This is a genomic window from Azospirillum sp. B2RO_4, assembly GCF_051124815.1.
Lineage (GTDB): Bacteria > Pseudomonadota > Alphaproteobacteria > Azospirillales > Azospirillaceae > Azospirillum.
This window is the reverse complement of the sequence record NZ_CP118485.1, coordinates 72,384-96,682: the sequence shown is the minus strand read 5'-3', so window position 1 is coordinate 96,682 and position 24,299 is coordinate 72,384. Positions and strand designations below refer to the sequence as shown.

General features: G+C 64.4%; 22 protein-coding genes. 6 read left to right on the top strand and 16 right to left on the bottom strand.

Annotation, left to right across the window (positions count from 1 at the left end):
- Positions 1-78: 78 nt before the first annotated feature.
- The gene (locus tag PWS46_RS00350) at positions 79-912 is read left to right on the top strand and encodes a YcbK family protein (RefSeq protein ID WP_434616533.1); all 834 of its coding nucleotides are present in this window, start codon (positions 79-81) and stop codon (positions 910-912) included.
- Positions 913-951: 39 nt separating this feature from the next.
- A complete protein-coding gene (locus tag PWS46_RS00345) occupies positions 952-1,533 on the top strand; it encodes a histidine phosphatase family protein (protein WP_434616530.1) in 582 nt (193 codons plus the stop codon).
- 23 nt (positions 1,534-1,556) lie between these two features.
- Here the strand turns inward: PWS46_RS00345 and xth are convergent, their stop codons facing one another.
- Positions 1,557-2,351, bottom strand: a complete 795-nt coding sequence (gene xth / locus PWS46_RS00340) for an exodeoxyribonuclease III (protein WP_434616527.1) — start codon at positions 2,349-2,351, stop codon at positions 1,557-1,559.
- An 11-nt stretch (positions 2,352-2,362) separates the two neighbouring features.
- A complete protein-coding gene (locus PWS46_RS00335) occupies positions 2,363-3,046 on the bottom strand; it encodes a fumarylacetoacetate hydrolase family protein (RefSeq protein ID WP_434616524.1) in 684 nt (227 codons plus the stop codon).
- 401 nt (positions 3,047-3,447) lie between these two features.
- On the opposite strand from PWS46_RS00335, the gene PWS46_RS00330 reads away from it, so the two are divergent.
- Positions 3,448-3,942 carry a MarR family winged helix-turn-helix transcriptional regulator gene (locus tag PWS46_RS00330; protein WP_244560711.1) on the top strand — a complete coding sequence of 165 codons (495 nt, stop codon included), beginning with the start codon at positions 3,448-3,450 and terminating at the stop codon, positions 3,940-3,942.
- Between the two features lie 279 nt (positions 3,943-4,221).
- Entirely contained in the window at positions 4,222-6,228 is a 2,007-nt protein-coding gene (locus tag PWS46_RS00325; RefSeq protein ID WP_434616521.1) for a PPC domain-containing protein, read from the top strand.
- A 160-nt stretch (positions 6,229-6,388) separates the two neighbouring features.
- On the opposite strand, the gene PWS46_RS00320 is transcribed toward PWS46_RS00325, so the two are convergent.
- Genes PWS46_RS00320 through PWS46_RS00300 form a run of 5 tightly spaced genes read right to left on the bottom strand, consistent with a single transcriptional unit; the run spans position 6,389 to position 8,925 of the window.
- Positions 6,389-6,838, bottom strand: coding sequence for a hypothetical protein (locus PWS46_RS00320; RefSeq protein ID WP_434616518.1), 450 nt, complete (start codon positions 6,836-6,838; stop codon positions 6,389-6,391).
- Positions 6,835-7,389 (bottom strand): hypothetical protein, encoded by a 555-nt coding sequence (locus PWS46_RS00315; protein WP_434616516.1) that lies wholly within the window; start codon positions 7,387-7,389, stop codon positions 6,835-6,837. The genes PWS46_RS00320 and PWS46_RS00315 overlap by 4 nt, the downstream gene beginning before the upstream one ends.
- A 13-nt stretch (positions 7,390-7,402) precedes the next feature.
- Positions 7,403-7,870: a hypothetical protein gene (locus PWS46_RS00310; RefSeq protein ID WP_434616513.1), complete on the bottom strand. Its 468-nt coding sequence runs from the start codon at positions 7,868-7,870 to the stop codon at positions 7,403-7,405.
- A 24-nt stretch (positions 7,871-7,894) separates the two neighbouring features.
- Entirely contained in the window at positions 7,895-8,392 is a 498-nt protein-coding gene (locus PWS46_RS00305; protein ID WP_434616510.1) for a hypothetical protein, read from the bottom strand.
- A complete protein-coding gene (locus PWS46_RS00300) occupies positions 8,389-8,925 on the bottom strand; it encodes a hypothetical protein (RefSeq protein WP_434616507.1) in 537 nt (178 codons plus the stop codon). The genes PWS46_RS00305 and PWS46_RS00300 overlap by 4 nt, the downstream gene beginning before the upstream one ends.
- Positions 8,926-9,432: 507 nt before the next feature.
- Here PWS46_RS00300 and PWS46_RS00295 point away from each other — a divergent pair.
- The gene (locus PWS46_RS00295; protein WP_434616504.1) at positions 9,433-11,418 is read left to right on the top strand and encodes a DUF6538 domain-containing protein; all 1,986 of its coding nucleotides are present in this window, start codon (positions 9,433-9,435) and stop codon (positions 11,416-11,418) included.
- A gap of 405 nt (positions 11,419-11,823) precedes the next feature.
- Here PWS46_RS00295 and PWS46_RS00290 read toward each other — a convergent pair whose 3' ends face one another.
- The 9 genes from PWS46_RS00290 to PWS46_RS00250 all read right to left on the bottom strand — a co-directional run bounded on the left by PWS46_RS00290 (position 11,824) and on the right by PWS46_RS00250 (position 23,053).
- Positions 11,824-12,210 carry a hypothetical protein gene (locus tag PWS46_RS00290; protein WP_434616501.1) on the bottom strand — a complete coding sequence of 129 codons (387 nt, stop codon included), beginning with the start codon at positions 12,208-12,210 and terminating at the stop codon, positions 11,824-11,826.
- 216 nt (positions 12,211-12,426) lie between these two features.
- Positions 12,427-14,319: an AAA family ATPase gene (locus PWS46_RS00285; RefSeq protein ID WP_434616498.1), complete on the bottom strand. Its 1,893-nt coding sequence runs from the start codon at positions 14,317-14,319 to the stop codon at positions 12,427-12,429.
- Positions 14,316-14,807 carry an ABC-three component system middle component 2 gene (locus tag PWS46_RS00280; RefSeq protein ID WP_085555898.1) on the bottom strand — a complete coding sequence of 164 codons (492 nt, stop codon included), beginning with the start codon at positions 14,805-14,807 and terminating at the stop codon, positions 14,316-14,318. Before PWS46_RS00280 ends, PWS46_RS00285 begins: the two co-directional genes overlap by 4 nt.
- Positions 14,800-15,864, bottom strand: a complete 1,065-nt coding sequence (locus tag PWS46_RS00275; RefSeq protein ID WP_434616494.1) for an ABC-three component system protein — start codon at positions 15,862-15,864, stop codon at positions 14,800-14,802. The genes PWS46_RS00280 and PWS46_RS00275 overlap by 8 nt, the downstream gene beginning before the upstream one ends.
- A 415-nt stretch (positions 15,865-16,279) precedes the next feature.
- Positions 16,280-17,896, bottom strand: a complete 1,617-nt coding sequence (locus PWS46_RS00270; protein WP_434616491.1) for a Shedu immune nuclease family protein — start codon at positions 17,894-17,896, stop codon at positions 16,280-16,282.
- 90 nt (positions 17,897-17,986) lie between these two features.
- Positions 17,987-19,750, bottom strand: a complete 1,764-nt coding sequence (locus tag PWS46_RS00265; protein WP_434616488.1) for an ATP-binding protein — start codon at positions 19,748-19,750, stop codon at positions 17,987-17,989.
- Between the two features lie 10 nt (positions 19,751-19,760).
- A complete protein-coding gene (locus tag PWS46_RS00260; RefSeq protein WP_211099679.1) occupies positions 19,761-20,789 on the bottom strand; it encodes an SIR2 family protein in 1,029 nt (342 codons plus the stop codon).
- Between the two features lie 841 nt (positions 20,790-21,630).
- Entirely contained in the window at positions 21,631-21,993 is a 363-nt protein-coding gene (locus tag PWS46_RS00255) for a hypothetical protein (RefSeq protein WP_434616485.1), read from the bottom strand.
- Positions 21,994-22,150: 157 nt separating this feature from the next.
- The gene (locus tag PWS46_RS00250; protein ID WP_434616483.1) at positions 22,151-23,053 is read right to left on the bottom strand and encodes a hypothetical protein; all 903 of its coding nucleotides are present in this window, start codon (positions 23,051-23,053) and stop codon (positions 22,151-22,153) included.
- Between the two features lie 602 nt (positions 23,054-23,655).
- On the opposite strand from PWS46_RS00250, the gene PWS46_RS00245 reads away from it, so the two are divergent.
- Positions 23,656-24,069 (top strand): helix-turn-helix domain-containing protein, encoded by a 414-nt coding sequence (locus PWS46_RS00245; protein ID WP_434616481.1) that lies wholly within the window; start codon positions 23,656-23,658, stop codon positions 24,067-24,069.
- The last annotated feature ends 230 nt before the right edge of the window (positions 24,070-24,299 follow it).

Genomic DNA, 24,299 nt, shown 5'->3' with positions numbered 1-24,299 from the left:
ATCGGGGTGCAACCCCGCCACGATTGGGGCGGGCGGGGTCGTTGATGCGTGCAAAGCTTGGGGGGAAGAGCGATGCGCATGACCGGTCGTGCCTTGGGTATCCTTGCCGTGCTGACCGTCGCGACGCAGCTTGGCGGCTGCGCCACCGCGCCGCCGCTGGACAGCGCCGGGCTGGGCGGCGAACCGCGCAGCGTGGTCCTGCAGCATCCCGCCAGCGGCGAGACGGCGTCCGTCACCTACTGGCGCCCCGGCGACGGGTATGACCCGGCCGCGATGCGCGAGATCGCCGTCCTGTTCCGCGACCGCCGCAGCGACGAGGTGATCCCGGTCGATCCGGCCCTGGTCGACATGCTGGTGGAACTGCGCCAGCGCGTCGGCGCGTCACCGGACTCGCCGATTCGCCTCACCTCCGGCTACCGGTCGCGCGCCACCAACGCCAGCCTCGCCCGGTCGAATCCGAACGTCGCCGAGAATTCCTATCACATGCGCGGTCAGGCGGCGGACTTCTCCATCGCCGGCATCCCGCCCTCGCGGCTGGCGGAGGAGGCGGCGGCGATGCAGCGCGGCGGCTACGCCATGTACGCCCACACCGGCCATGTCCATGTCGACACCGGCCCCTTCCGCACCTGGACGCCGAAGACCGGCGAACCGCGCGCGCCGCAGATCCTGGAGGCGCAGGCCCGCGCCCGCGCCAAGGCCCAGACGCTCGCCATGAAGCATGGCGGCGGCAAGGGCCGCGTGCAGGTGGCCGAGGCGGCGGCGAAGGCGGTCAAACCGGCCAAGCCGCCGGCGAAGCCCGCCAAGGCTCCGGCCAAATCCGCCGTCCGGGCGGCGGCGCCCGATCTGTCGCGCGTCCGCGTGGCGCTGGCCCAGGTGAAGGAAATGCCGGTGCAGAAGACGGCGAAACGGTAAGCTCCCGGCGCATCCCGTCCCCCGCGCACCGGTACTGTCATGACCAGCCTGCTGATCCTCCGCCACGGCCCGACCGCCTGGAACGCCGAAGGGCGCATCCAGGGCAGCATCGACGAGCCGCTGTCCGACGCCGGCCGCGCACGGGTCGCCCGCTATCGCCTGCCGCCCGAGTCGGCCGGTCTGCACTGGGTCGCCAGCCCTAAGCGCCGGGCCTGGGAGACCGCCCTCCTGCTCGGCCTCGATCCCACGCCGGAGCCGCGGATCGTCGAAATGGACTGGGGCGAGTGGGAGGGCGAACGCACCGAGGATCTGCGCGCCGACGGCCGCATGCCGGCCCGCCACGACCGGCTGGGGCTGGACTTCAAGGCGCCCGGCGGCGAAAGCCCGCGCGAGGTTCAGGCCCGTCTGCGCTCCTGGCTCGCCGACCTCGCGGCGGAGAGGCGCCCCACCGGCGCCGTCGCCCACAACGGCATCCTGCGTGCGCTCTATTCGCTCGCCACCGGCTGGGACATGCGCGCCGACCCGGCGGAGGAACTGCGCAACGGCTGCGCCCACCTGTTCCGCATCACGCAAGGCGGCGCGCCGGAACTGGTGCGGCTGAACATCAACCTGCTGGAGTAAGGGGGCACGACGCCCCCTCCCCCTCAGATGGCCAGATCGACGATCACCGGCACATGGTCCGACGGCTTGGGCTCCCAGCCGCGGGCGTCGCGCAGCACCTTGACGCCCGTCAGCGCGCCTTCCAGCGGCGGGGTCACCCAGATGTGGTCCAGGCGCCGGCCGCGATTGGAGGCGGCCCAGTCCTTCGCCCGGTAGCTCCACCAGGTGTAGAGCTTCTCCTCCGGCGGAACGAAGCGGCGCATGGCGTCGACCCAGCCGGCCGACGCCTGCATCGCCGCCAGCTTTTCCACCTCGACCGGCGTGTGGGAGACGACGGACAGCAGCTCCTTGTGGCTCCACACGTCCTGTTCCAGCGGCGCGATGTTCAGGTCGCCGACCAGCACCATCGGCCGGTCGGGCGTCCGCTCCGTGCCCAGCCAGTGGGTCATCTCGTCCAGGAACTGGAGCTTGTGGGCAAACTTGTCGTTCACCGCCGGGTCGGGGATGTCGCCGCCGGCGGGGATATAGACGCAGTGCAGCTCGATCCCGCCCGGCAGATGGGCCAGCGCGTGGCGACAGTCCTGCTTGCCGCACCAGTGCTGGACGTCGTGCGACTCGAACGGCAGGCGCGACAGGATGGCGACGCCGTTGTAGCTCTTCATCCCGTGGATGTGGGCGTGGACATAGCCGCGCTCCGCCAGCGGGCCGAGCGGGAAGTCGGCGTCCACCACCTTGGTTTCCTGCAGGCAGATCACGTCCGGCCGCTCCTCCTCCATCAGGCGGAGGAGGAGGTCCAGACGCATGCGGACCGAATTGATGTTCCAGGTCGCGATGCGCATTTGGCGGCGGCTCAGGCGATGGTCAGGGTCAGGGTGCCGACGCCTTCGACCGCGCCGGTCAGCACGTCGCCGGCCACCACCGCACCGACGCCTTCCGGCGTGCCGGTGTAGATCAGGTCGCCGGGCTGCAGTTCGACGAAGCCGGACAGGTAGGAGATCGTCTCCGCCACCGACCAGATCAGGTCGGACAGGTCGCCCTTCTGCCGCTGCACGCCGTTCACGTCCAGGGTGACCGCGCCCTTGGCCGGATGGCCGATATCGGCGACGGTGCGGATCTCGGAACAGGGCGCCGACTGGTCGAATCCCTTGCCCATGTCCCAGGGCTTGCCTTCCTTCTTGGCGGCGTTCTGCAGGTCGCGCCGGGTCATGTCGAGCCCGACGGCATAGCCGAACACATGGTCCAGAGCGCGGTCGACCGGAATGTCGCGCCCGCCGCTGCCAATGGCCACCACCAGCTCGATCTCGTGATGCAGGTTGGCGGTCTTCGGCGGATAGGGGACGGTGGCGCCGTCGGCGACGATGGCGTCGGCCGGCTTCATGAAGAAGAAGGGCGGCTCGCGGTCGGGATCGGCGCCCATCTCGCGCGCATGGGCGGCATAGTTGCGGCCGACGCAATAGATGCGGCGCACCGGAAACGGATCGCCGCCCGCGACGGGGACGGCCGGCTGGGACCACAGGGGAATGGCGAAGGCCATGGCATCGGCTCTCTGGTTGGAAGGCTTCCCCACAGCTAACCCGAAAGCCGGCAACGGACCAAGCGTCCAACCATCCGCCCTGCCCTGCAAATCGTTCCAGCGCTCCACACAGGGATCGGCCAGAAACGAAGACGCCCGGTCTGGGGGGGACCGGGCGTCGGAAGCTCCGATTCGGGAACCCGCGCGCGGCAGGGGAAACCGCTGGGCGGGCGATCGGCGTCGAATCGGCGTCGATCACTTCTTGACTCTTCAAGATGGAATTTGTATGCCCTCTCACCAATACGTTTCACGCATATCTGGTATGCGTCAGCCTTTCGCTGTGCGGTTCTTGCTGACAAACGAAAGCCTTGCCCGCATTTTATCCGTTCATCCGATAATTCATCCAAAATATGGCATCCACGGTGACTGACAACGAGCGTTCCACCCCCGCCGACCGGCGGTCGCGTCTGCGGCCCGGCAAGAACGGCAAGCTCGCCCTTGGCCCCCTTCCGGAGCTGGTGGGTTACAACCTGCGCAAGGCTCAGGTTGCGGTGTTCCAGAGCTTTCAGAATGCGGTCGCTCCGCATGACATCACGCCCGGCCAGTTCGGCGTGCTGATCATGATCCGGGAGAACGAGGGCCTGTCGCAGTCCGACCTGGGCACGGCGGTCGGCATCGACCGGTCGACCATGGTCGCTGTGATCGACCGTCTCGAGTCGCGCGGCCTCGTCGTGCGCGCGCCCTCGCCCAACGACCGCCGCTCCTACGCGCTGCGCCTGTCGCCGGAAGGCCAGACGCTGATGGACGACCTGATCCCGCGCGTCCAGGCGCACGACCAGGGCATGGTCAAGGACCTGTCACCGGAAGAGCAGGCGCAGTTCATCGACTTCCTGCGCCGCGTGTCGCGGTCGAAGTAAGGGGCGCCGCCCCTTCCGTTCCAGGCACCGGAAACGACTGACAGCCCGCCCCGCACCGGCAATCGCCGGATGCAGGGCGGGCTTTTCTCTTTGGGCGCCCTGCATGCCCTGGGTAGAGCCTGCGCTATCCACGCATCATTTGCACAAAGCCGCGGCAAGAAAGCACCTTTTCAGGCGATCATATCTATCGCATACCATAAATACGTGTATCAGATAGCCATCCAGTACCTTTTGGTATTTTTATAAAATCCAATACCACCGGCAAGAACGGGGCGCACCATGACGTCAACTCCCAGCAACCAAGCGGGTTTCGACGCGCTGAGCTACCTCGCCGCGAACCCCGACCTGATCCGGGCCTTCGGCGTCGACACCACCGCAGCCGCGCAGCACTACTCCACCCACGGGATCGCCGAAGGCCGCTCGACCACATTCGACGCCCTGAGCTACGAGGCCGCCAATCCCGACCTGCCGGCCGCCTTCGGCACCGACACCGTCGCCGCCACGCGGCATTACATCGAATTCGGCCTCAAGGAGGGGCGGACGACCACATTCGATGCCTTGAGCTACGTGGCCGCCAACCCCGACCTTCTTGCCGCCTTCGGCACCGACACCGCCGCCGCGACGCGGCACTACATCGAATTCGGCCTGCGCGAGGGCCGCAACACCTATTTCAACACCGCCGGCTATCTGTCCGCGAACGCCGACCTGCGGGCGGCCTTCGGCACCGACATGACCGCCGCGCAACGCCACTATATCCAGAACGGCTTCCGCGAGGGACGGACGATCCCCATCGACGACTATGCCGAGAACACCACGACGATTGGCCGCGTCAGCAGCGGGACCGCCGCCACCGGCATGATCGAGCGGGCCTATGACGTCGATTGGTTCAAGACGACGCTCAATGCCGGCACGACCTACACGCTGTCCGTGACCTTTCCCGGCAAGGGAACCCACGACTTCGCGCTCATCGACGAGCGCGGCACCATCCTGGCGAACGACAGCGACCCCAACGGCGATGGCGTCCACACAATCACCTACACGCCCAACACGAGCGGCTCCGTCTACGCGGCGGTGAGCGGTTTCAGCACCGGACGCTATTCGATCGCCATGACCGGCGGTGACGTCACGAACACGACGACGATCACCACCACCACCCCGGTCACGCTGTCGGATGATTTCTCCGACAACATCTGGACCACGGGGCGGCTTACGGTCGGCGGCACCGCCAGCGGCTTGGCGGAGAAGGATTTCGATAAGGATTGGTTCGCCGTGACGCTGGAGCGCGGATCGGTGTACCGGTTCGGCACCAGCGTCGGCACCGGCGGCTCGCGTCCGACGCTCAGGCTCTATGACGCCGCGGGCTATCGGATGACCACGCGGTCCTACATGCCGGGCGGGGAGAGCATGACATCCACGCCGGAAATCACGGTGGCGACCACCGGTACCTATTATCTGGAACATGATTTCGTGCTCGGGCCCGGCGCCAGGAGTGCGGTTCCCTACACGGTCTGGGCGCAGAAGGTGGCGACCGATTCCGCATTTTCCGACGAATTCGGCGACTCGCCGGGCACGGCCGGTCGGATGTCGGTCGGCGAGACGATCATGGGCGCCATCAACCAGACGTGGGATGAGGATTACATCGCCTTGTCCCTGCAGCAGGGCCACAGCTACACATTCGACGTGACCACGCCGGGTCAGGCGTTCAACCTGGCGATCAACGACGCGCTCGGCAATGACGGCTGGCTGGGACCGGCGGACGACAGCGCCGGCATCTCCTATTACACCTCCAGGGACGGCCATCGCTTCTACAGCTATACGGCCAACAAGACCGAAACCTACCGCATCAAACTGTCGGGCAACGACGTCGGCCCTTACTCCCTCAAGGCCACCGACAACGGCATGGTCGACGACATCGCCAACGACGCGAGCACGACCGCGGGACTGGCGGTCGGCGGCAGCGCCACGGGGCACATCGATTACCGCCCGACCGGCGGTGCCTTGAACGGGGACAGCGACTGGTTCGCGGTGTCGCTCCAGGCCGGCCAGACCTATGAATTCGACCTCAAGAGGAACGGTGACGGCGCCGGCCTGATCCTGCGCGATCAGCAGGGCAATGCCGTGTCCGGCGGCACCAGCGTCGATTTCTGGAACTACACCTGGGGCAACGACAGCCTGCTCTACACCGCGACGCGGTCAGGTACCCATTACCTCACGGTGAACGCGCTGATGGCCGGAAGCGGGACGGATCTGGCCGGCTATACGGTCAGCGCCCATCAGATTGGCTGACCGCCAACACGCGGCGCCCCATCCGGGAGCGCCGCGTGTCGCGGTCGCAGCCAGGGACGTCGTCCCTTCCGTTCCGGGCACCGGAAACGACTGACAGCCCGCGCCCCGCACCGGCAATCGCCGGATGCAGGGCGGGCCTATCCATGGCGTGAGGAAGGCCTCAGTCGACTTCGTTGGCGGTCAGGAACATTGCCTTCGAAAGGGCAGCAAAGAACTGCTGGTAAGGCTCCGCATCCGACACCGCGACCAGATTGTATTGCGCGCTCGCGCGCACCGACATTTGGGCCTTACCACGCGGGCGAACGGTAACCGTCATGCGCATGGCATAGCCGGACAGCTTGGTTCCGCTGATGATCCCCAACTGCTCATCGGCTTTATCGATGACGAAGCCCAGATCCTGAAGACTGCTGATGACGGTGCGGATCGTCAGGTTGCGGTCACTGGTATCGAATGCACGCGTCTGGATCGCACGCAATTCGACCTGGCTCTTGTCGACAGCCATCACCTGTTGCTTGGAATCCGTTTGACACCCGCCGAGCGGAAGAAATGCCAGGGCGAGCGCCATGGCCCAGCCGCGGACCGACAGAGTGCGGCAATCGGGCATGCTCATATCTGGTGCGCCTCAAGAAAAACGGATTGTGAAAGCTTTTCGAAGAACTGCTGATGGATTTCAGGCTTGTCGATCGTCTCGACGCGCGAGACTTGGTTCTTCGTGTTCCAGATCACGCGCTGGAATGTCGCGCGGACGATGATGCCGCTCCGATCGGCCGTAGGGCGCGTGACGATGGAGATCCTGATTTTCTGATTGGCGTCCCACACCGGATCGGCACGTCCTCCCATGGCCGCGACCAGGAGAGCAAAAAAGACCTGTCCGGCAACCTGCCCCGATTCGACTGCATCGCGGTCCTTGGAAGCGACGATCAGCCCAGCCTTGAGGTTGGTCTCCTCGGTGGTAAATCCCAGGTCCTGCAATACGCCGGCGGATGCCGCGAGGATCGCTTGTTCATCGTTCGTGTCGAAACGCCGGGTTTGCATCTGACGCTGCCCAAGGCTTTCAGCCGCCAGGGTGAGCGCAGCGGCCTGCTGCTGCGCTCCCGGAGTCTGCTGGCAGCCCACCAACGCCGTCAGGATCAGGGCGGATACGACAACCCGGCATTTCATGCTGCAACTCCCGTCAGAAGCTGCTGGAGCGGTACGAGAAATCGCGGACCCGGCTGCCCTCGTCGAACTTGACGATCACGGTCAACGTCCGCTGTGAGGTGCTGCGCGCGCCAGCGGAGCCGCTGACGCCGGCGCCGCCCAAGGCGCCGCCAATGCCGGCGCCGATCGGACCGCCGCCCAGGATCAATGCGTTCACGCCGCCGCTGCTGGAAGAGTAGGCCGTTTCCGTCGAGATCTTGTCATAGACCCAGTTCTCGCGCCGACGGTCATCCGTCGTCACCATGTTGGGCGAACCAAGCACCTCCACGACTTCGGCACTCGTCATGCCGATGCGGATCTCGCGCTGCACCTTACCGACGGTCAGGCGGTCCGCATCCTGTGCCTGACGGACGGCCGCAGCATGCTCTCCCGCCGTCTGGCAACCGGCGAGCAGCACCGAGGCAAGCCCCATCGCGGCCAATGAGAAATTCTTGAAGAACATGGAAAGACCTCGATCTGAATAGGATTACGGCTTGGCAGTCGTCTTCGATGCAGCGTCCGGAACCGGCGGAACATCCTCTTCACTTCCCAGGTCCAGGGCCGTCAGGAACATTGCCTTGGACAAAGGTTCAAAGAACAAGTCCTTGTAAAATGCCGGATCGTCCACCTGACTTTCCATCCCAGGATTCATGACCAAGGCATTGGAGCGCACGATCATGCGCGAAGGACCGCGCGGATAAACCGTGGCGGTCATGCGGAGCTTGGCCAGCTTGGTTGCCGAAACCGTTCCGGCAGCCGGTTCGACCTTGTCGATCCCATAGCCAAGATCCTGGAACGTGGCGATCACCGTTCGCAGAGTCTTGTTCCGATCGGAGGTTTCGAAGGCACGCGCCTGCATGGCCCTCAGCTCGACGGGGCTCTTCTTGCTGAGGACGACCTGCGACTGATTGTTGGTCTGGCAACCTGCGACGGTCAGCGCCAAAGCGCCGAAGATCGCAAAGCGGATGCTCTTGCTCAGTGTCATATCTTGTGAGCCTCAAGGAACGCGCTGGCGGAGAGCTTTTCAAAGAACTCCTGGTAGAGTTGCGGTTCCATCAGCAACTCCGCCTTCCAGGCGTGTCCATGATTGTTGATGAGTATTCGGTCGAAAGTGGTGCGCACTTCGGTCTGGCGGCCGCCCGACACCGGGTTGGCGATAAACGTCACCCGAATGGTCTGCTCCTGGTCCCAGGTGGGATTGTTTGCCACGCCAAGGAGAGCCATTGCGATCGTCAGGCCGATCTGTGCCGCGACCTGACCGCCCTCTTCCGCATTCCGCTGCTTGGATGCCACCACCACGCCGACATCGCTCGACGCCTCGGAGATGGTGAAGCCGAGATCCTGAAGGGTCTGGGTTCCCGCCTCGAGCAGAAGCTTCTCGTTCTCGCTGTCGAAACGGCGCGTCTGGAGCGCGCGCATTTCAAGCGCTTTCTCCGGCGGCTTGCCGACCGTTTTCGCCACATCATTCATTGTCTGGCATGCGGACAGCACACCAGCAGCAAGAATGGCCGCAGCCAATCCAATGTGTCCACGCACGCGAACCTCGACAGCACATCTAAACCATAGATCCATAAAACCGAAAGTAGGGTTTTGTTGCAAGTGGAAACACATACGGATTAATTCGTTCGAATCCGAGCCGTGTTGGTTGTTCCGGCGGCAATTGGATTATCCGGCAAGACCGCAACTGCATCGTTGACGCATCCGCCCACGACATTCGGGCGTAATACTGCCGCCAGCCACGGAGTTGGCGCGCTACGCCCGGTGTGTCCGGTCAAAGAAACGGTAGTAAGGAAAACTGTATGGAAAAGAAAAAGGCCAGAGCGGATTTTCTGAGAAAATCAACGCTCTGGCCTGAATTCGTGGCGGAGGGAGAGGGACCCTCTGCCATGTTCGCCCTAACGCGTCGCGCCCGTTGGCTTTTCCAGCGACCGCCACGCCCGGAGTCCCGGACTGGTACACAGCGCTGGTCACACGCCTGCAAGCAAGGGGCGAGTGACGGCGGCGCCAGGACGGGGCCATTCGATCATGCGTGTGCCGTACGTTATGAGAATCGGAAAAAAGTTCCAGATACGAATTCGGGTCCCGCGTGACGTTCGCGAGCGCCTCGGTCGGACAGAGCTCAAGCGCAGCTTGGGCACCACCGACGAGGCGATCGCCCGGCGCCGGAGCCTGCGACTGGTTCAGATGGCCCTGTCGCTGTTCGACACGATCCGACAGGACCCGATGCTGGGACGGGACGACATCGAGGCGATGGCACGCGCGTTCTACGCGCTGCGACTGGAGGAGGACCGCGACGCGCGGTTCGCCTTCGGCCGTGCTCATGCCGTCGACGATGCCCCCGCCTACCCGATCAATCATGCAGCTCGTCTCGATCGCACGCGCCGCCAACTCGCCTACGGCGACCACCGCGACATTCTGCCGCGGGCCAAGACCATCCTTGCCGATCTCGGCGGCGCCACGGAGGACGGCTCGCGGCAGCTCGCCGTCCTTTGCGAGCATCTGCTTCGCGCGGAGGTCGAGGCGCTGCAGCGCGCGGTCGAACGCGACCAGGGTGTCTACTGGGGCGAGCCCAACGATCCCCTTTTCCAGAAGCCTGCCATCCCGGTCGCCATGCCGTCCGCGGCGCCCGAGGTGTCTTGCGCGCCGACACCGAGCGCCGGGCGCCCTGCCGGGCTCGGGCCGAAGGCGGAGCTTGACGTTGAAGCGATCGCCGAAGCGGCTATCGCGGAGAAGCGCCTTGCCGACAAGATGGCCGGGAAGTACCGCGCGGCTGCGCGCGCCCTGATCGACGTCGTCGACCGTAAGCCCGTGTGGCAGTACACCGAGGAGGACATCCTGCAGCTCAAGGATACCCTGCTCAACACTCCCGCTCGGTTCAACACGCAGCACAAGTTCATTTCCATCCACGAAGCCGCCGAGGAGAACCGGCACCGCTGCGATGCACACCGGATCGACTCCGGCCAGCCGAAGCCGTTGCCCCCGATGTCGACCAAAACCATCAACTCGAATTACCTGTCTCCGCTGCGCCAGATCTTCGGTTACGCCGCTGGAAACAGGGCCACGCCCAACAGGATCAACGTCGCCGCCAACGTACGAGCCGCGACAACAGGCAGCAAAAGCAAGGAGCACAAGGCCGACAAGCGTCTGCCCTTTGCCCATGAAGCGCTGGTGACGCTGTTCACCTCACCGCTGTTCACCGGCACCAAGTCCGCGAAGCGGCTGTTTCTTGAGGGTGACCATCTTGAAGCTGGCTGGCGCTTCTGGTTGCCCCTGGTCATGTTCCTCATGGGGCTCCGCCCCAACGAACTGGGGCAGGCGGAGGTGGGCGACGTTACGTATGCGTTCGGATGGCCGTGTCTGCGCGTCACGACCGATGTCGCAGGCGATGAGGATGACGACGACAGCCCTGGGAAACGCGTGAAGTCCGCCGCCGGTGAGCGGACGCTGCCGATCCATCCCGAACTGCTTCGCCTCGGCTTCCTGGAGCACATTGATCGGCAGAGGAACAAGGGAGAAGCCCGGATCTTCAGTGATTGGAAGCCGGGCTGTGACGGAACATACTCAATGACGTCCTCGAAGGTATTCAATCGTGACGGTGGGTATCTGAAGCGGATCGGCGTCAAGTCGCGGCGCCATGCACTCTACTCCTTGCGCCACAGCTACAAGAACACGCTGCGACGCAGCGAGCTACGAGACGATCAACAGAACCTGCTGATGGGACATGAAGACAGCACTGTTGCTGGGATTTATGGATCGCGGGAAATGTACGTGGGGCTCGTACGAGCGGTCATTGGGCTTGATCTTGATGGCATCACTTTGGACCACATCCAGCCGAGGTCCGCGGTTCAGTATAGGACCTACCGAGTCGGGTCGATGACCGTTCACGTGGGCGACCGAGTGTGGATCGAGGAGGAGACGTCCAGCGCTGTTCGTCACGAGCGCGCTAGTAGCGCGCCTGCCCCCAGCTACCATAGGCAGGCGCAGCAGTTGCTGGAGCCGTCTCCCTCCTGAATCGGCATAGACGCGCTCCTTCAGCGATCTGGATGGGTAGTCACCGTTGGCGCGGCCTTAAAGCGGGCGAAGCCGCAAAGGCAGACCTCCTCGCCGGCGCCGTACTGGTCGGTCTTCGCGGGACGGAGGGGCAGCAGCCCCCCTCTCGCCATTGATGAAGGCGACCATCTCGCTGCGCTGGCGTGTGAGCCAAGACCGGACGCCAGCGGCCTTGGCTCACAGGGCGCCGAGCAGGCCCTGCAGATCCCTATGGTGGGGGAAATCGTCGAGGCCGGCGCGGATAAGCGCGTCCGCCGAGATGCGCGCGCCGCCGCCGCCCTGGCGCAGGGTCCGGAGCGCGGCGAACCAGTCTACCCGGCCCCGGCCGGTCAGGCACAGGCGCGATACTTCGCCTCCGGCGCGCGCTCAGATCTCCTGGTCCTGCGGACTGGCCGGATAGAGGTCGACCAGGATGTCCTCAATCCGCTTCCAGTCGTCGGCAGGTGCGTGCGGCGCCGGAGCGGGCGTGGCGGACTTCGCCCCGCCGCGGTCGAGGGCGACGGGGAAGTTGTCCTCCATATGGCTCACCTTGACCGGGTGCTGACGGCCGTTGGAGTCGCTGCCGACCTTCGGACCGACGTGGCTGAAGACGTCGAAAACGCGGATCACCCCGTCGCCCTGCGTGCGCGCCGCGCCACGCAGAACGTCGACGAGATGCTGGGTGAACAGGCTGTTCTTGGCCCCTGGGAACACGAGGGAAGCCGCGTCCACGCGCGACGAGGCGATGATGACCCGACCCGTACCCGTCGCCAAGCGGCTGAGCGCCTTCTCGGTGTAACCCGGGACGAGACCGTCGTTAGGTCCCTTGAGGCTCCCGCGCCGCCAGAGTGGCAGGCGTCGAGGAGGACCACCAGCCGCTGGGCGCGGACCCTATTCCGCACGCCAACCCGTCTTGATGGGCACCCGAACACACCACCACCGTAGCTAGTGGTTCTGCGGATGGTGGTGCACCTCTGGCGCAATATTAAGTCACCGTTTCAACAGGCTCTCCCGCAAGCCCCCCGCGCCCCGCGGGAAGAACCCATACCGGTCCACCGAGGTCTTGGTGAAGATCTCACTGGTCATGTGCGCGCGCAGTTCCGCCGCCGGATCGACGTTCTCAATGATGATGACCTGCCGATCAGCCGGCAGTGTAGCCAAACTCGCATAAAACAGCTGCTTGACCTCTTCGCCCAGGGGCTCCGCGCCGGTGTCTGATTCCTCCACCTCGCCCGCTTTCGGCGGCCGGAAGTTCAGGAGCGGCGAATCCAAGATGACGAAGCCCGGGTGCGGATGGCCAGCCGCCAGACAAGTGTTCATCAGCCCCAACGTGAAAGCGCTGTGGGATAGGGCGCGCAGGCCCTTTCCCTGGCTACCGCGCCGACGGTTGCCGATCACCAGATCCTGCTCGCGCTCGTCGAACCACACCGGGTCCGCATCGGGAAAACGCCACGCCTCGAGAAGCGTCTTCACATGACCGGCGAAGGCCGACAGCGCCGCGGGCGGCATCTCCGGCCGGACGTCGGCGGTGGCGCCGACGTCGCCGCGCGCCTCCTCAATGCTCAGCCGCCGCTGACGAAGACCGACAAGCCGTTCATGCAGGCTGATCGCTTCCTTCACGTCGCTCCGGCGCTCCATCAGAGCGCGGTGGGACACCTGTGCCTGCGCCACCGCCGGCGCCAAGGACTCGGCGAGCTCCGCCTCCGCCTTCGCGTACTCCGCGCGCAGTTCCTGGACGGCCTCCGCGAGTGACCGCCGCTCGTCTTGCAGGTCGCCAACGGTGGCGATCAGCTCGCCACGCAAGAGCTCGATCTTCGCCGCCTCCTTGCGGCAGGCGGCCGCAAGGGTCACGACGTCGGCGTCGGCGGGGACGCCGTCATGGGTGTGCTCTCCCGCCGCCGCTCCACACAGGGGGCAACGATCGGTCTCCAGCAGCAGGAAGGCCCCTCCGGCTTCCGCGACGGCCTCGAGGCGATCGAGATCGGTCCGGTACTGCGCGTCGAGCACCTCGAAACGCTCCAGCAGCGCCTCGACTTCGGCCTGCCGTCCGGTTGCCTGGCTCAGGCGGGTCCAGACTTCGCGGCGCCTCTCGTCTTGTTCGACGTAGTCGCGCCTCAGCGAATGCAACGCCTCCTCCCCCTCGGCCACCGCGCGGTCCAGTCGGTCCAGTTGCTCGCCCAGGTCCTCCGGCCGGTCGGTCAGGCGGGCCAAGTCCGCCTCAAATTCGCCGATGAGCTGCTCAAGCAGCGCGTCCTGCGCGTCCAACTCCGCGCGCGCGATGACCGGCTTCTTACTCTCCACCAGCCCGCTGTCGTCGTGTCCGGTGAGCAGCAGGCGGAACACACTGGCCTCTGCCGTCTTCTGGGTGGATTCACCGCTGTGCAGAGGCGATCCCTTGCGGATGATCGCCTCCTCATCGACCAGAAGCAGATGGACGAGGTTGCGGAAGCTGAGGCTCTGCGTCTTGTTCAGAGCGTTCTTGCGCACGCGTCGTCCGGACAGCCCGGACAGCCGCAGAAGGAACCCCGACACGGTGTCCTCGCCGTCGGCATGACGCGCGCCCAGCGCCAAGCCCTCGTCGCCCCGGCTGAGATCGAACAGGCGCAGATCGCCGCCGGCGAGCGGCCGCTCGATCCGGTAGCGCGTGCCGTCGGCGGCCTCGATCGTCACGCTGACCCGGTCGTAGCCCTGGCTCTCGGGCACCGGCCGCGGCGGATGCTTGCCGCCCAGCACGAAGTTGAAGCAATCGACCGCGTAGGATTTGCCGGTGTCCGACGCGCCCGACAACACGTTGAGACCAGGGCCGAAGGGAAGCGTGGCGGGCTCCACGCCGGGCCCCTCGACGCGCAACTCGCGGAACTGGAAACCATGGTGGCCACTCACGGCACGCCCCCCGGGGTCTGGACGGATTGGAACTCGCGCGTCCAGCGTTCGAAGTTGGCATCGAAGAACCGCTTCAAGGACGCGTCGTTATGATCCGCGAAGCGCGTGATGACCCACGCCGCGCGTTCGCGAAGCCGCCGCGTGTAGGGCGCCCGCAGCTGGTCCAGATACGGCTCGGCGCCTTCCGCAGCCACGTAGCCGATGCCGCTGTCGGCCGCCAGCCGATCGACGAGGCGGCGGCTCACCATCAGGAGAACGCCACGCTCGACCAGATGGCGGCGGACCAGCAGCTCCCCGTTGCGCAGCGGCAGATCGGGATGCAGGCTCTCGGGGCCTTCGGCGTCGCCCGTGTGCACCACCAGATAGTCGAACATCAGCAAGCGCTGCAGATCGACGACCCGCGGGTATGCTTCGGCCAGAAGCACCAAGGCCCGCACCCCGGTTTCCAGCGCGCTGTTGAACGGGCTGAGCGCCTTGGCGTCACTCATCGTCGCCCACCCATGTCATCCGGTCCTCGTTGGCGAGCTGATGGCAGATGCCATGCAGATCGATCGGCTCCGTGCGCCCGAGCAGAGGCGAACTCGTCAGCTGCAGCGTCGTCGTGTGGCGCACCGTTTCGCGCAAACGGGCCAAGCCGTTCGGGTGGGGCGCCTCATGCGTTTCGATGACGCCGGTGTAGACTTGATTTTGCAGGCGCTCAAACGCGCCCTCGGGTAGGGTGTCGCGTGAGAACGCGCGCAACGACTCGGCGCAGTAGAACGCTTGGCGTTGCCGGCGGAAGTGCGCGGCGTGGCGGTCGACCAGCCCGGAGACGTCGCCGACCGGCCGCCCCTGGTTCTCGGCATAGGCGTCGAAGAGCTTGCGCACGTAGCGGCTCTCCGCGTCGGCGATGGCCGGCGGCGGCGTCTCGGCGTCCGGACGGGGCGGGAGTCCGCCCCCGAAGCGAACGAGGTGGTGCGGCGAGCGGCTGTGCTGTTCGATCACCTGCAGCGGCGGCACGTGGCCGACGATGGAGAAGTCGAACGCCTCGACGTGCGCCCGTAGGGCGCCGACCAAAGGAATGGCAACGCCGTCGGAGATGCCATGCTCGCACTTCGCGGGCCACACCTCAATGAGCTGGCGCTTCAGCTCATCCGGTTGTCGGAGCAGGCGATTGAGCTTCGTGCCGACGCCGCGCGGCGCCACGAACCGGTACCGCCGCGGTACGGAGATGCTGCCGGTGTGGGTGTAGTGGCAGAGCTTTCCGAGCTCGACCCAGATGTCGCTGGGCACCAGCGGATGGTCGTAGTGCTTGCACTGGAAGTTGTCCCACACTGCGTCGGGCCGGTCGGCGTCGACCGAGGCGATCACGTCGCAGCCCATGTCGCCGGCGCCGCCGCACCGGGTCACCAAGCTGTAGTCGGACTTCAAGGTCCAGGCCCACTCGGCGATGAGCTCCTCCCACTCCTCGGGTGAGAAGATCTGGATGAGCCGAATCGGCGGAATGGCACGGCCAGACCGGAGTTCGAGAGGGTCGGCCAGGAACGGCGGCCTCGGCAGGGTCAACTCGGCGCTTGGCGGGCGTGTCATTCGGGACGGCATGGCTGACGGCGCGGCGCGACCGTGAGGAACACCACCAGGAGCGGTCCCAACACGCGCGCGATTCTATTGCCATGGGCACAGCCACGGATGGAAGAGGGAAATTGCCACACCCACTGTCCGAGCCGCGCTGTCCCTACATCTGCGGAACCGGCCGTGCTTCCGTCATGGTGCAACGGACGTGACGGCGCGGTCACGCGGCGCCGTGCATCTGCCATCATCCGTTCACCGTCTTGGCGGCGCCGGCAACGGACGTTGCATCCGTCCACATTTCCCAGAATTCAATGGTGCCGCTGGTAGGTGTACAGGATGGATTGGAAATGAAGATGTGGCTTGAAGGGAGGATGGAGGATACCGGCACCAATGCCTCAGCAGCATCTGGCTAGGCAGACGCCCCCTTTGGTCGCCGACGAGTCGACGGGATGGCCGCCGCTTCCGGTGCGGCGGCAGCCGTCCCATTCGAAGTATTAGCTGCTATACTGCTGGAAGAGTTCTCGGCATCAGGCGTCCGCAAAAATCCGACAAGATCTTCCAGTTTTGCAAGCATTTCATCGAATGTGATAACCAAAACTGATTTCAGGCCATGCCTAAACAGCTCTAGGGATTTCTTCTGATCACGATCATTTGGTGCTCTACCAATAATCACGATCCCCTGCACGGCGTAGCTCTCCACGTCATGGATACCGGAGCTATGCTTCAAAACTGCCAAATGCGTCTGAAGCTGCAAACGCTGATCAAGGATTTGGTTTACAGATCCAGAAAGATGGCGACTTGGTGCATAGACCCCACCACGATATGGATCATTGTCAAACAACGGAGTCTCTGCAGTTTTTATCTCGACCAACAAGAGGTTTCCAGTCGCAGCAGCCTTCAAAGCAAAATCCGATATTTTCTCACCAGTCTTGTTGAATTTACCACCACCAACAGAAAACTGCTCCTGCATTTGCACAACCGGAAATCCAAAAGCTAAACGCAGCACAAAAGGATTGTTCTCGAAGAATTTTTGCCAGCCATTTTCCTTCGTCTTTTTTTCAATGAGCTTTTTCAGCCTCTCGATCAACCCCTCGAGGGTAACCACCTCGATTTCCCGGCTCAACTGAAGCAAAGCTTGCGACTCTCTCTTGGCGGCTGGCTTCGCTGCAGAGCGCGCTGCGGCGATGACGGTGCGTTGGTCCGCCTCCGACAAACTGTCGCCCGATCGAGAAGCGATCACCGCGGTTACGCCATCCTTACGGTAAATCGGGGGTTGCTCGGGATGGCCAACCGGATCAACAACAGACAGCAAATGATTGTGCGAAATGCGATATTTTTCATCCCCCGCTTGGTCTAGTGCTTTCTCGTGGACGCGCCGGATCGCCCGCCGAAGTTCGTCGAACTGCACCTTTGCCAGTATGTAGCTACGGCCCTCCACTTTGGGCAGACCCTTTCGATGACCAGATCGCACGACAATCCTGTCGACGTCTAAGCCACCCAAAGTATCCGTGATTGCACTCAATTCGTAGTCAATGCCCATTCCATACTGAGGCGAACGCACAAATCCCATGGGTAGCCCATTGAGTTCTCTCAACGCACCCTCAATGTCTTCCACTCTAAACAGATTCAATCCTTCAAAACGAATCGACTTTACATTCTTGTACTTTGGATCGAACAGTCCACGGCTGCCGCTTGTGGTATTCACAGGAAAGACATCAAGTATCTTTGCATCAACATCTGCAGAGACCAGCAGGATTGGTCCAACGGATGGCGTGGCCACATCATGACGTGACGAAGATGGCACCCCAACAACGCTCCCTTGGCGCGGAGAATTGACAGCGCCTAGCAAGTCATCAGCAATATCACTAAAGTCATTTGAAGTGCGCTGATATGACGCCACCTCGAGACCGCGCTGATTGGGCTGAAAGCTGATCGTCCACTTCTTTTTACCAGCTCCTTTGAAAATGAGATCGCCATAATCGGCAGCCTCAGCGCGCTTGGTACTACGGTATGGATTTAATGCCATTTTTGGTTGTCCAAACTACCAGGGTCCAGGGGCTGGAGCGACGCTCCACCGCGCCCAGCGTCGGTCTTGGACCGCGCTGGACGGGATGGGTCACGCCGCAGCGCCTTGTGTCTGCCGCCGCCATCCGCTGACCGCCTCGGCGGCGGCGCCCACTGGCGTTGCATCCGCCCATTTGTCCCAGAAGTCGATTGTACCGCTGTTGGGCGTGTGGGACGGCTTGGCGATGCGGATACGGCTCGGCAGGAGGCTGGCATCGCCGACCACCAGCGCCTCACCGGTGTCCAAGATCGGCAACAGATCGCCGAAGCTACCTAGGCTGTCCGGCAACAGGCGCTTGATCACGCTCTGGTCCTCACCGTTGGTCAGACGCATGGCCACCACGTTGTTGCACTGGCTGAGCACCGTCCGGTTGACCTCCGACGGCCGCTGGCTGATCACCACCAACCCCACGCCGTACTTGCGACCCTCCTTGGCAATCCGCTCGAAGATCCCCACAGAGATGTCGTCCGCCGCCCCAGCGCCCGCGCGCTCGGGAATGTAGAGATGCGCCTCGTCGCAGAACAGGGCGATCGGATGCCGACGCCCGGGCGCAGTCCACTGCTGTACGGAGAAGGCGAGCTTGGCAACAAGGCTCACGATGAGCGGCAGGATGTCGGAGGGCACCTCGGAGAAGTCGATGATCTTCAAGCCGCCCTTGGCGTCCGCTTGGTCCTGGCTGCCCGCAAGCAGCGCCGATACCAGCCGCTCCAACCAATCGAACGCCATTGTGTCGGCGCCCGGGCGGAACAGGAAGCCAAGGCGCCGATCCGACCGCTTGTTCTCTAGGCGGGCGATGAGGCGGCTCAGCTTGCCGTGGTAGTCCCCCTGCTTCTCCTGCTTAGCCCCAGGGACCATTTCGGTGTTGAGCTTGTTCAGATCGCCAAAGACTTCCTCCAGGTCGAACGGAACCGGACTGTCGATGGTGAAGTTGTCGAGGATGTCCTGGTGCTCGCCGCGTTCCAAGTAGGCGCGCTTGGCGCCAGTGACGGCGCGCTGCATGACCATGGTCTGGTTGGGCGCGTTCTGGTCGCTACGATCGACGAACATGGTGACCAGCGCCTCGTAGCCGAGCAGCCAGTACGGCAGGTAGAGGACGCCTTCCGCCAGCGACGCTGCTTGGTCGAGATCGCCCGGCCCGGCTATCCGGAAATGCCGAATGCCGTCGGCCTGCAGCGTCTGGTACTCGCCGTGAATGTCGAACACGATGGCGTTCGCGTTGGGCAGCGCCGCCACCTGCTCGAGCATGCGCGCCGTGGTCCAAGACTTGCCCGAGCCCGTGCTGCCGACGATGACGGCGTGCCGTTGGAAGAATTTGTTGCCGTTCAGGAAGGCTTCCGCGCGGTCGTCCAGGGTGTAGCAGCCCAGCGACAGGCGCTGGCCGTCGCTGGCGATGCTGGCGATCACCCGCATGAAGTTGGTCAGGCGCTCGCCTTCAACGGCGTAACAGTTCGCGTCAATTTCAGGGACGGTCTCCAGAGTGCGCAAGAACACGTTGCGCTGCTCGCCGAGCCGGTCGACCAGGGTGCCGATCAGCGCGATGCGCACAAGGTTCAGTTCCGGCGCAGCCTCGTCCTCTTCGGCGCCGACGCCGATCTCGCCTTCGCTCCGGGCACGCGGCGCGGCGGCGCTGCGCGTGATCTTCTGGATGATGCCCACCAGGTGCTGTCCGGGCCGCGTGCTCTCCAGCACGGCCAAGCGGTTCACCTGCAATTGCCGAAGGCGGTCGATGTCGGCGACTCTGACGACCACAACGGTCGTGTCCACTGACAGCACGCTGCCGAGAGCTTCGGAGTCTCTGAAGTCGAAGATGCTCACAATGCTCTCCCTACATCACCATCCCAAGAAACTCGTCCAGGCGCCAGACCGGGCGATCCGGAATGTCGACGCCGTTGGGGTACTCCGCGCTGTAGAGGCGCGAACCAGTGCCACTCTCCTCCAGCGCCATGAAGCGCCGGCATCCTCCCTTGAGCAGGAAGTCCTTGGCCGTGGGCGACACGGCCTTGGTGATCAGTACCAAGGGCACCGGCTGGGCCCGGCAGCGCTCCACCAGCTTCGGCTGAATGTGCGTGTCGTTGAACCCGTAGCCGATGCAAAGGTACGCCTGCGCCGTCGCGAGTGCGGTGTCCGCACCCGCCAGGATGGTGCGGAACGGCTCATCGTGCGTGATCCGGTACTTTTCGACACCGGGCGTCACGATGACCGGCGTCATGCCGGCTGGCCGGCTCGGCAGGATCGGCAATCCAACGGTGGTGCCTTGAGGGTCACGGAACCAGTCGAGCGACCCATGTACCTTCCAGACGTTGACGGTGCGCACCGGGCGATTGTTCTGCTTGAATTTCAGTGGGTGGTCCGTTTGGCGCAGCCGCAGGTATCCGTGACCGAAACCGGTGTGATGACATAGGGCGCCAGCGTCGGCGGCGTACTCGGCGAGCCGGTCGTAGTTGGGTGTGACCACGTTGATTTCGTTGTGGGTGCTCTTCAGAAGGTGTTGGAACAGCCGCGTCAGCGGCAAATGGTGACGGTTGCGCACCACTTGGTCGAACACCGCCATGTCCGCCGGCGCCAGCAGATCCCAGGTCGCGGCGACAACGTGGGCGGTGAGCGTTTCCGTCAGCGCCACTGCAGTCAGCGCCTCCTCAAGATCGAGGGTCGCCGCTGCATTTAGAAAATCCTGCCAGAGATCGCGTTCGCGCGCTTCAAGACCGACCGGCAACGTACTGGCCACGAGATGGTCACGCAGCTGGGGCATGCCTGGGAGGCGGTGCGCGGCCGACGCGCCGCTGCCGAGCACGATCACGGGCGCGCGTTGCACGCATTCCTGGGCGATCTCCAATGCAAGCTTGAATGCCGTCACCGCGACGCCTCCAATCTCCAGCCATAGAGACGATGGCATCATCGAATTCTTAACAATTTATTCCAAATTTGCCACCAGCCGGTGCCGAACACCGTTGCCGCGACAACCACCATACGACGGTATGCGAGTTGGCTTTTTGTTCCCCACGGATGTCATCGGTGGGCGCCGCGGGCTAATTGTGGACGATGATCGACTTCTCCGTTCCCGGCGAATCGGGATGCGGTGACGCCGCATCGCTTGACGGGCCGCGACAGGAAGGCGCTGTGATACCGTGCATGCGCATCCAACGCAGACGACACGGGCATCAACGGATAACTGGACCGTCGAACCACACCCAAACGGCCCCCGGCGGTGCCCTGAAGCGGATCGTCATGCGCCATCCGGCGATGGACATTCGTCTCTTCCCACAAGCCTACCAAGCAGTGGCGCCCGCGCCGCCGCGCAAGGAGCCGGCTTTTCCGTTCGCACCGTCGAACCGCAGCACACCCCAGCGGTACACACTGCCGTGTATCAGGCCCATGGAGGCCCTGTCACCGTCGGCGGACGCTGGACGTCAGTCCGGTTGCAGAGCAGTGACGGCCAGCGCCGCGCGCTCGTGCGCGGTCAGATCGCCCTCGGCCGCCCGTGCGAGGACGGCAGCGGCCGCGGCAGCGCGCGCCGCCGCCGGGGAGTTCTCCATCCCATCAGCCGGGAGCCTCCTGGGGGCCGACACACGCCATCCCCAGCCCCGCCATGACTGCCAAATGCAGAGCGCCCATGGGCCGGTTTGCGCGCTCTCGCCGGAAAACAAGCCACCGCAACTGCTGGTCTCGGTCCAGATCATGCTGACATGCCCTTATGCTCAGAACCAAGCCGCAGTGGCGGTCTTGGGCTGGAGCGCCAAGCGCAGCACCGGCCGATCGCAACCGGGCAGCAGAGCCAGTCCGTCCCGCTGCGCCGCGTCCAGATCGTGCACGAAGTCGAAAATGTCCGTGGCCCCGATGGCCACCTGCAGGTTCATCGAACCCAGCACCGAGACCAGATCCTCGATCTGCTGGCGCGCGGCGGGCGATCGATCGCCCTGCGACCAGGCGTGCACCGCGTCGCGCAACTCCCGGCATAGGCGGTTTGTCAAGTACGCGGTGTCCGGCTGCAGCACCGTGATCACCGCGTCCTCCTCGATTAGGCCAATCAGTTGCTGGGCACTGCGAACGATGTGAATCATGGGGGGTCCTCTGTCGTGCCGCCGCCCGCTGCGGCGGCCCGCAGGGCCAGCCGTCGCAGCGGGCGGCGGCTGGGTACGGCACACCGCTGGCGCCACACCGGCCCACCCATTGAGGACCATCAGCGGCAGGCCTTCCGACAGCGCGGCTGCGCCCCTGTCAGTTCATCCTGCCAGCGCGCCTGTTGCTCCCAACGGTCACTTGGACAACCGGAGCCGGCGGCTCGCCCTCACCCGACCAAGCAACCGTGGTGGCGGAGATCGCCGTGACCTTGCCAGACCGGTAATGACGCAGGTGTCCGCGGCGCCAGTGGGGCTTCGGCGTCCGGTGCACCCGCCCGTCAGTACCGGTCAGTTCATCACCATCTCTGACAGTTCGCTCCACCACCGTCTTGGGCAGCCGCAGCCGTACCGCCTCGTAGGTTTGGATGGGAGCTTCACCGCGCATCATCCGCGCCTTGTTGATTGCTCGGGGTGCCGCGACGCGCTCCCGCTCGATGGCCGGTGAGTTGATCGCGGCCAGCAGCACAGCCAAGAAGCGGGCAGCGATTGACAGCAAGCGATAACAGGCGTCGCTCTTGGGCGCGTCATTCGGCGGCCCCCAGAGTTCAACATCCTGCTCGCCCATCTTCATCTCACCTGCGCCGAAGCCACCGACCCACTTGTCGAGTTCGTCGGTGGTGGCCGTGTAAACGGTAAATCTGATGTCCCCCGTTTCGGACGCCTGCGTTGCATGGATGATGTAGATGATGTCCGCCTCACCGGCAGACCGATCGGCCAAGTCGGACTCGGCGACTTCGATGAGCATCGAAGGATAGGGCAGCCGCAACTGGCCAACCTTCTGCATCTCCATCGCCGTCTCAAAAAGCGCGGGGTCCCAACAGGCGCCGAGGTCATCCTGCAGCACGTACAGCGGCCTTTCCCAAAAGGTGTAGCCTAGGACCGTGCTCTCGAGCAGGAAGTACTGATCGTTCAACTTAGAGGCGTTGATCATTCGCTTCGACGCCTGAAGCAGGGCATCGCAGAGATGGTGGGCATGTGTCGGCTTCATGGCGATGCTCACGCCGCGTTGTTGAACAGGGTGTCGGCCGCGGCGACGGGGTACTGGAGAGCCGAGCGGGTGGGCGCGCCGTAAACGAGGTACGTCACGACAATCGGAATCAGGAGGTGCATGCTGAACGGGGCTTTCCTACTCGTTGTTGCCGGTCATCAGGACCAGGGCAGGCACCGCGCGCCGCCACGGTCGGATTTGGCTCAACCCCATCCCAAGCAACACTAACCAGCGCAGATCAGCCATGCGCTTGACGCGCAGGGGTTGCCGGCTTCCCTGTTGCCACTAGCACGCCGACGCCGCTCTACCTCCGCATCCCAGACCCAGGTCGTGCCCCACGGTTCAACGCGCGCCGGAGCGTGACGAACCCGTCAGTGTCTCTACGTTGACACTCGCAGCGTCTCGGGATTCCAAGGGACGTAGGAAGTGCGCTCAGCTTCACGGTGACGGTCCCAACCGGCACGATGGGCGCCTTCTCCAGCCCTGCTTCGGCCGGTATCGAGCGGATTGGGGTCGGGAAAACCACACCGCTGTGTACAAAGGCTCGATTCAAGCCTTCCTCGTCTGGCGGCGAGGTCCAGATATTGGGCCACATCCTCCAGCGGAGTTCACGAATGACGAAGGCACCAAACCGCTTTGCCCGTGTTCCAGCCTGGGTCGCCACTTTGAAGCTCACAGCCACCGCTTGGCGGTTGCTGATCGAGATCTGCGCTCATCTCAATCGGGACGAGCAGGCATGGCCGTCGCTCGGCCGCATGGCGCGGGACTGGGGTATCGACCGCTCGAACCTCACGCGCGCACTCCACGAGCTCGAAGCAGCGGGCGTGCTCGTCTCTAAGCGGCAGACGCACAAGAAAAACATCGGCGAAGACCGCAGGCTCTACAGGGTGAACTTCAATCCAGATCAGCGCGAGCGCTTCCAAGCCGAAGCGCAGAGAATCCGGAGCGTCGAGGGGGCAACGCGGGAAACCGCGCGGATCACGGCGGCCGCGACCGCCGCCGTCAACGATGAGGACGTCGCGGCTTAGGCGACTCCGGTTGTCTCACGCGACATCCCCCTCTTGCCTAGGCAAACAAGCCCGCCATAGTGCCGCAGACACGGGGGGCCTTGGCGGACACGCCATCCGAAAGACATATCAGGACAAGAACCCACTGAACAGAACGCAACAGGTAATGCGCGCGCCCATCGGGCGCGCGGTCGGGTTGAAGGAGCATGACGCCCGCCATCTCGGTCCGATGGCGATGTTCTAGGGTGCGA

Coding starts and splice junctions, on each gene's coding strand:
- PWS46_RS00350 (WP_434616533.1), top strand. CDS start 79: ATGACCGGTCGTGCCTTGGGTATCCTTGCCGTGCTGACCGTCGCGACG.
- PWS46_RS00345 (WP_434616530.1), top strand. CDS start 952: ATGACCAGCCTGCTGATCCTCCGCCACGGCCCGACCGCCTGGAACGCC.
- xth (WP_434616527.1), bottom strand. CDS start 2,351: ATGCGCATCGCGACCTGGAACATCAATTCGGTCCGCATGCGTCTGGAC.
- PWS46_RS00335 (WP_434616524.1), bottom strand. CDS start 3,046: ATGGCCTTCGCCATTCCCCTGTGGTCCCAGCCGGCCGTCCCCGTCGCG.
- PWS46_RS00325 (WP_434616521.1), top strand. CDS start 4,222: ATGACGTCAACTCCCAGCAACCAAGCGGGTTTCGACGCGCTGAGCTAC.
- PWS46_RS00320 (WP_434616518.1), bottom strand. CDS start 6,838: ATGAGCATGCCCGATTGCCGCACTCTGTCGGTCCGCGGCTGGGCCATG.
- PWS46_RS00315 (WP_434616516.1), bottom strand. CDS start 7,389: ATGAAATGCCGGGTTGTCGTATCCGCCCTGATCCTGACGGCGTTGGTG.
- PWS46_RS00310 (WP_434616513.1), bottom strand. CDS start 7,870: ATGTTCTTCAAGAATTTCTCATTGGCCGCGATGGGGCTTGCCTCGGTG.
- PWS46_RS00305 (WP_434616510.1), bottom strand. CDS start 8,392: ATGACACTGAGCAAGAGCATCCGCTTTGCGATCTTCGGCGCTTTGGCG.
- PWS46_RS00295 (WP_434616504.1), top strand. CDS start 9,433: ATGCGTGTGCCGTACGTTATGAGAATCGGAAAAAAGTTCCAGATACGA.
- PWS46_RS00280 (WP_085555898.1), bottom strand. CDS start 14,807: ATGAGTGACGCCAAGGCGCTCAGCCCGTTCAACAGCGCGCTGGAAACC.
- PWS46_RS00270 (WP_434616491.1), bottom strand. CDS start 17,896: ATGGCATTAAATCCATACCGTAGTACCAAGCGCGCTGAGGCTGCCGAT.
- PWS46_RS00255 (WP_434616485.1), bottom strand. CDS start 21,993: ATGATTCACATCGTTCGCAGTGCCCAGCAACTGATTGGCCTAATCGAG.
- PWS46_RS00245 (WP_434616481.1), top strand. CDS start 23,656: ATGACGAAGGCACCAAACCGCTTTGCCCGTGTTCCAGCCTGGGTCGCC.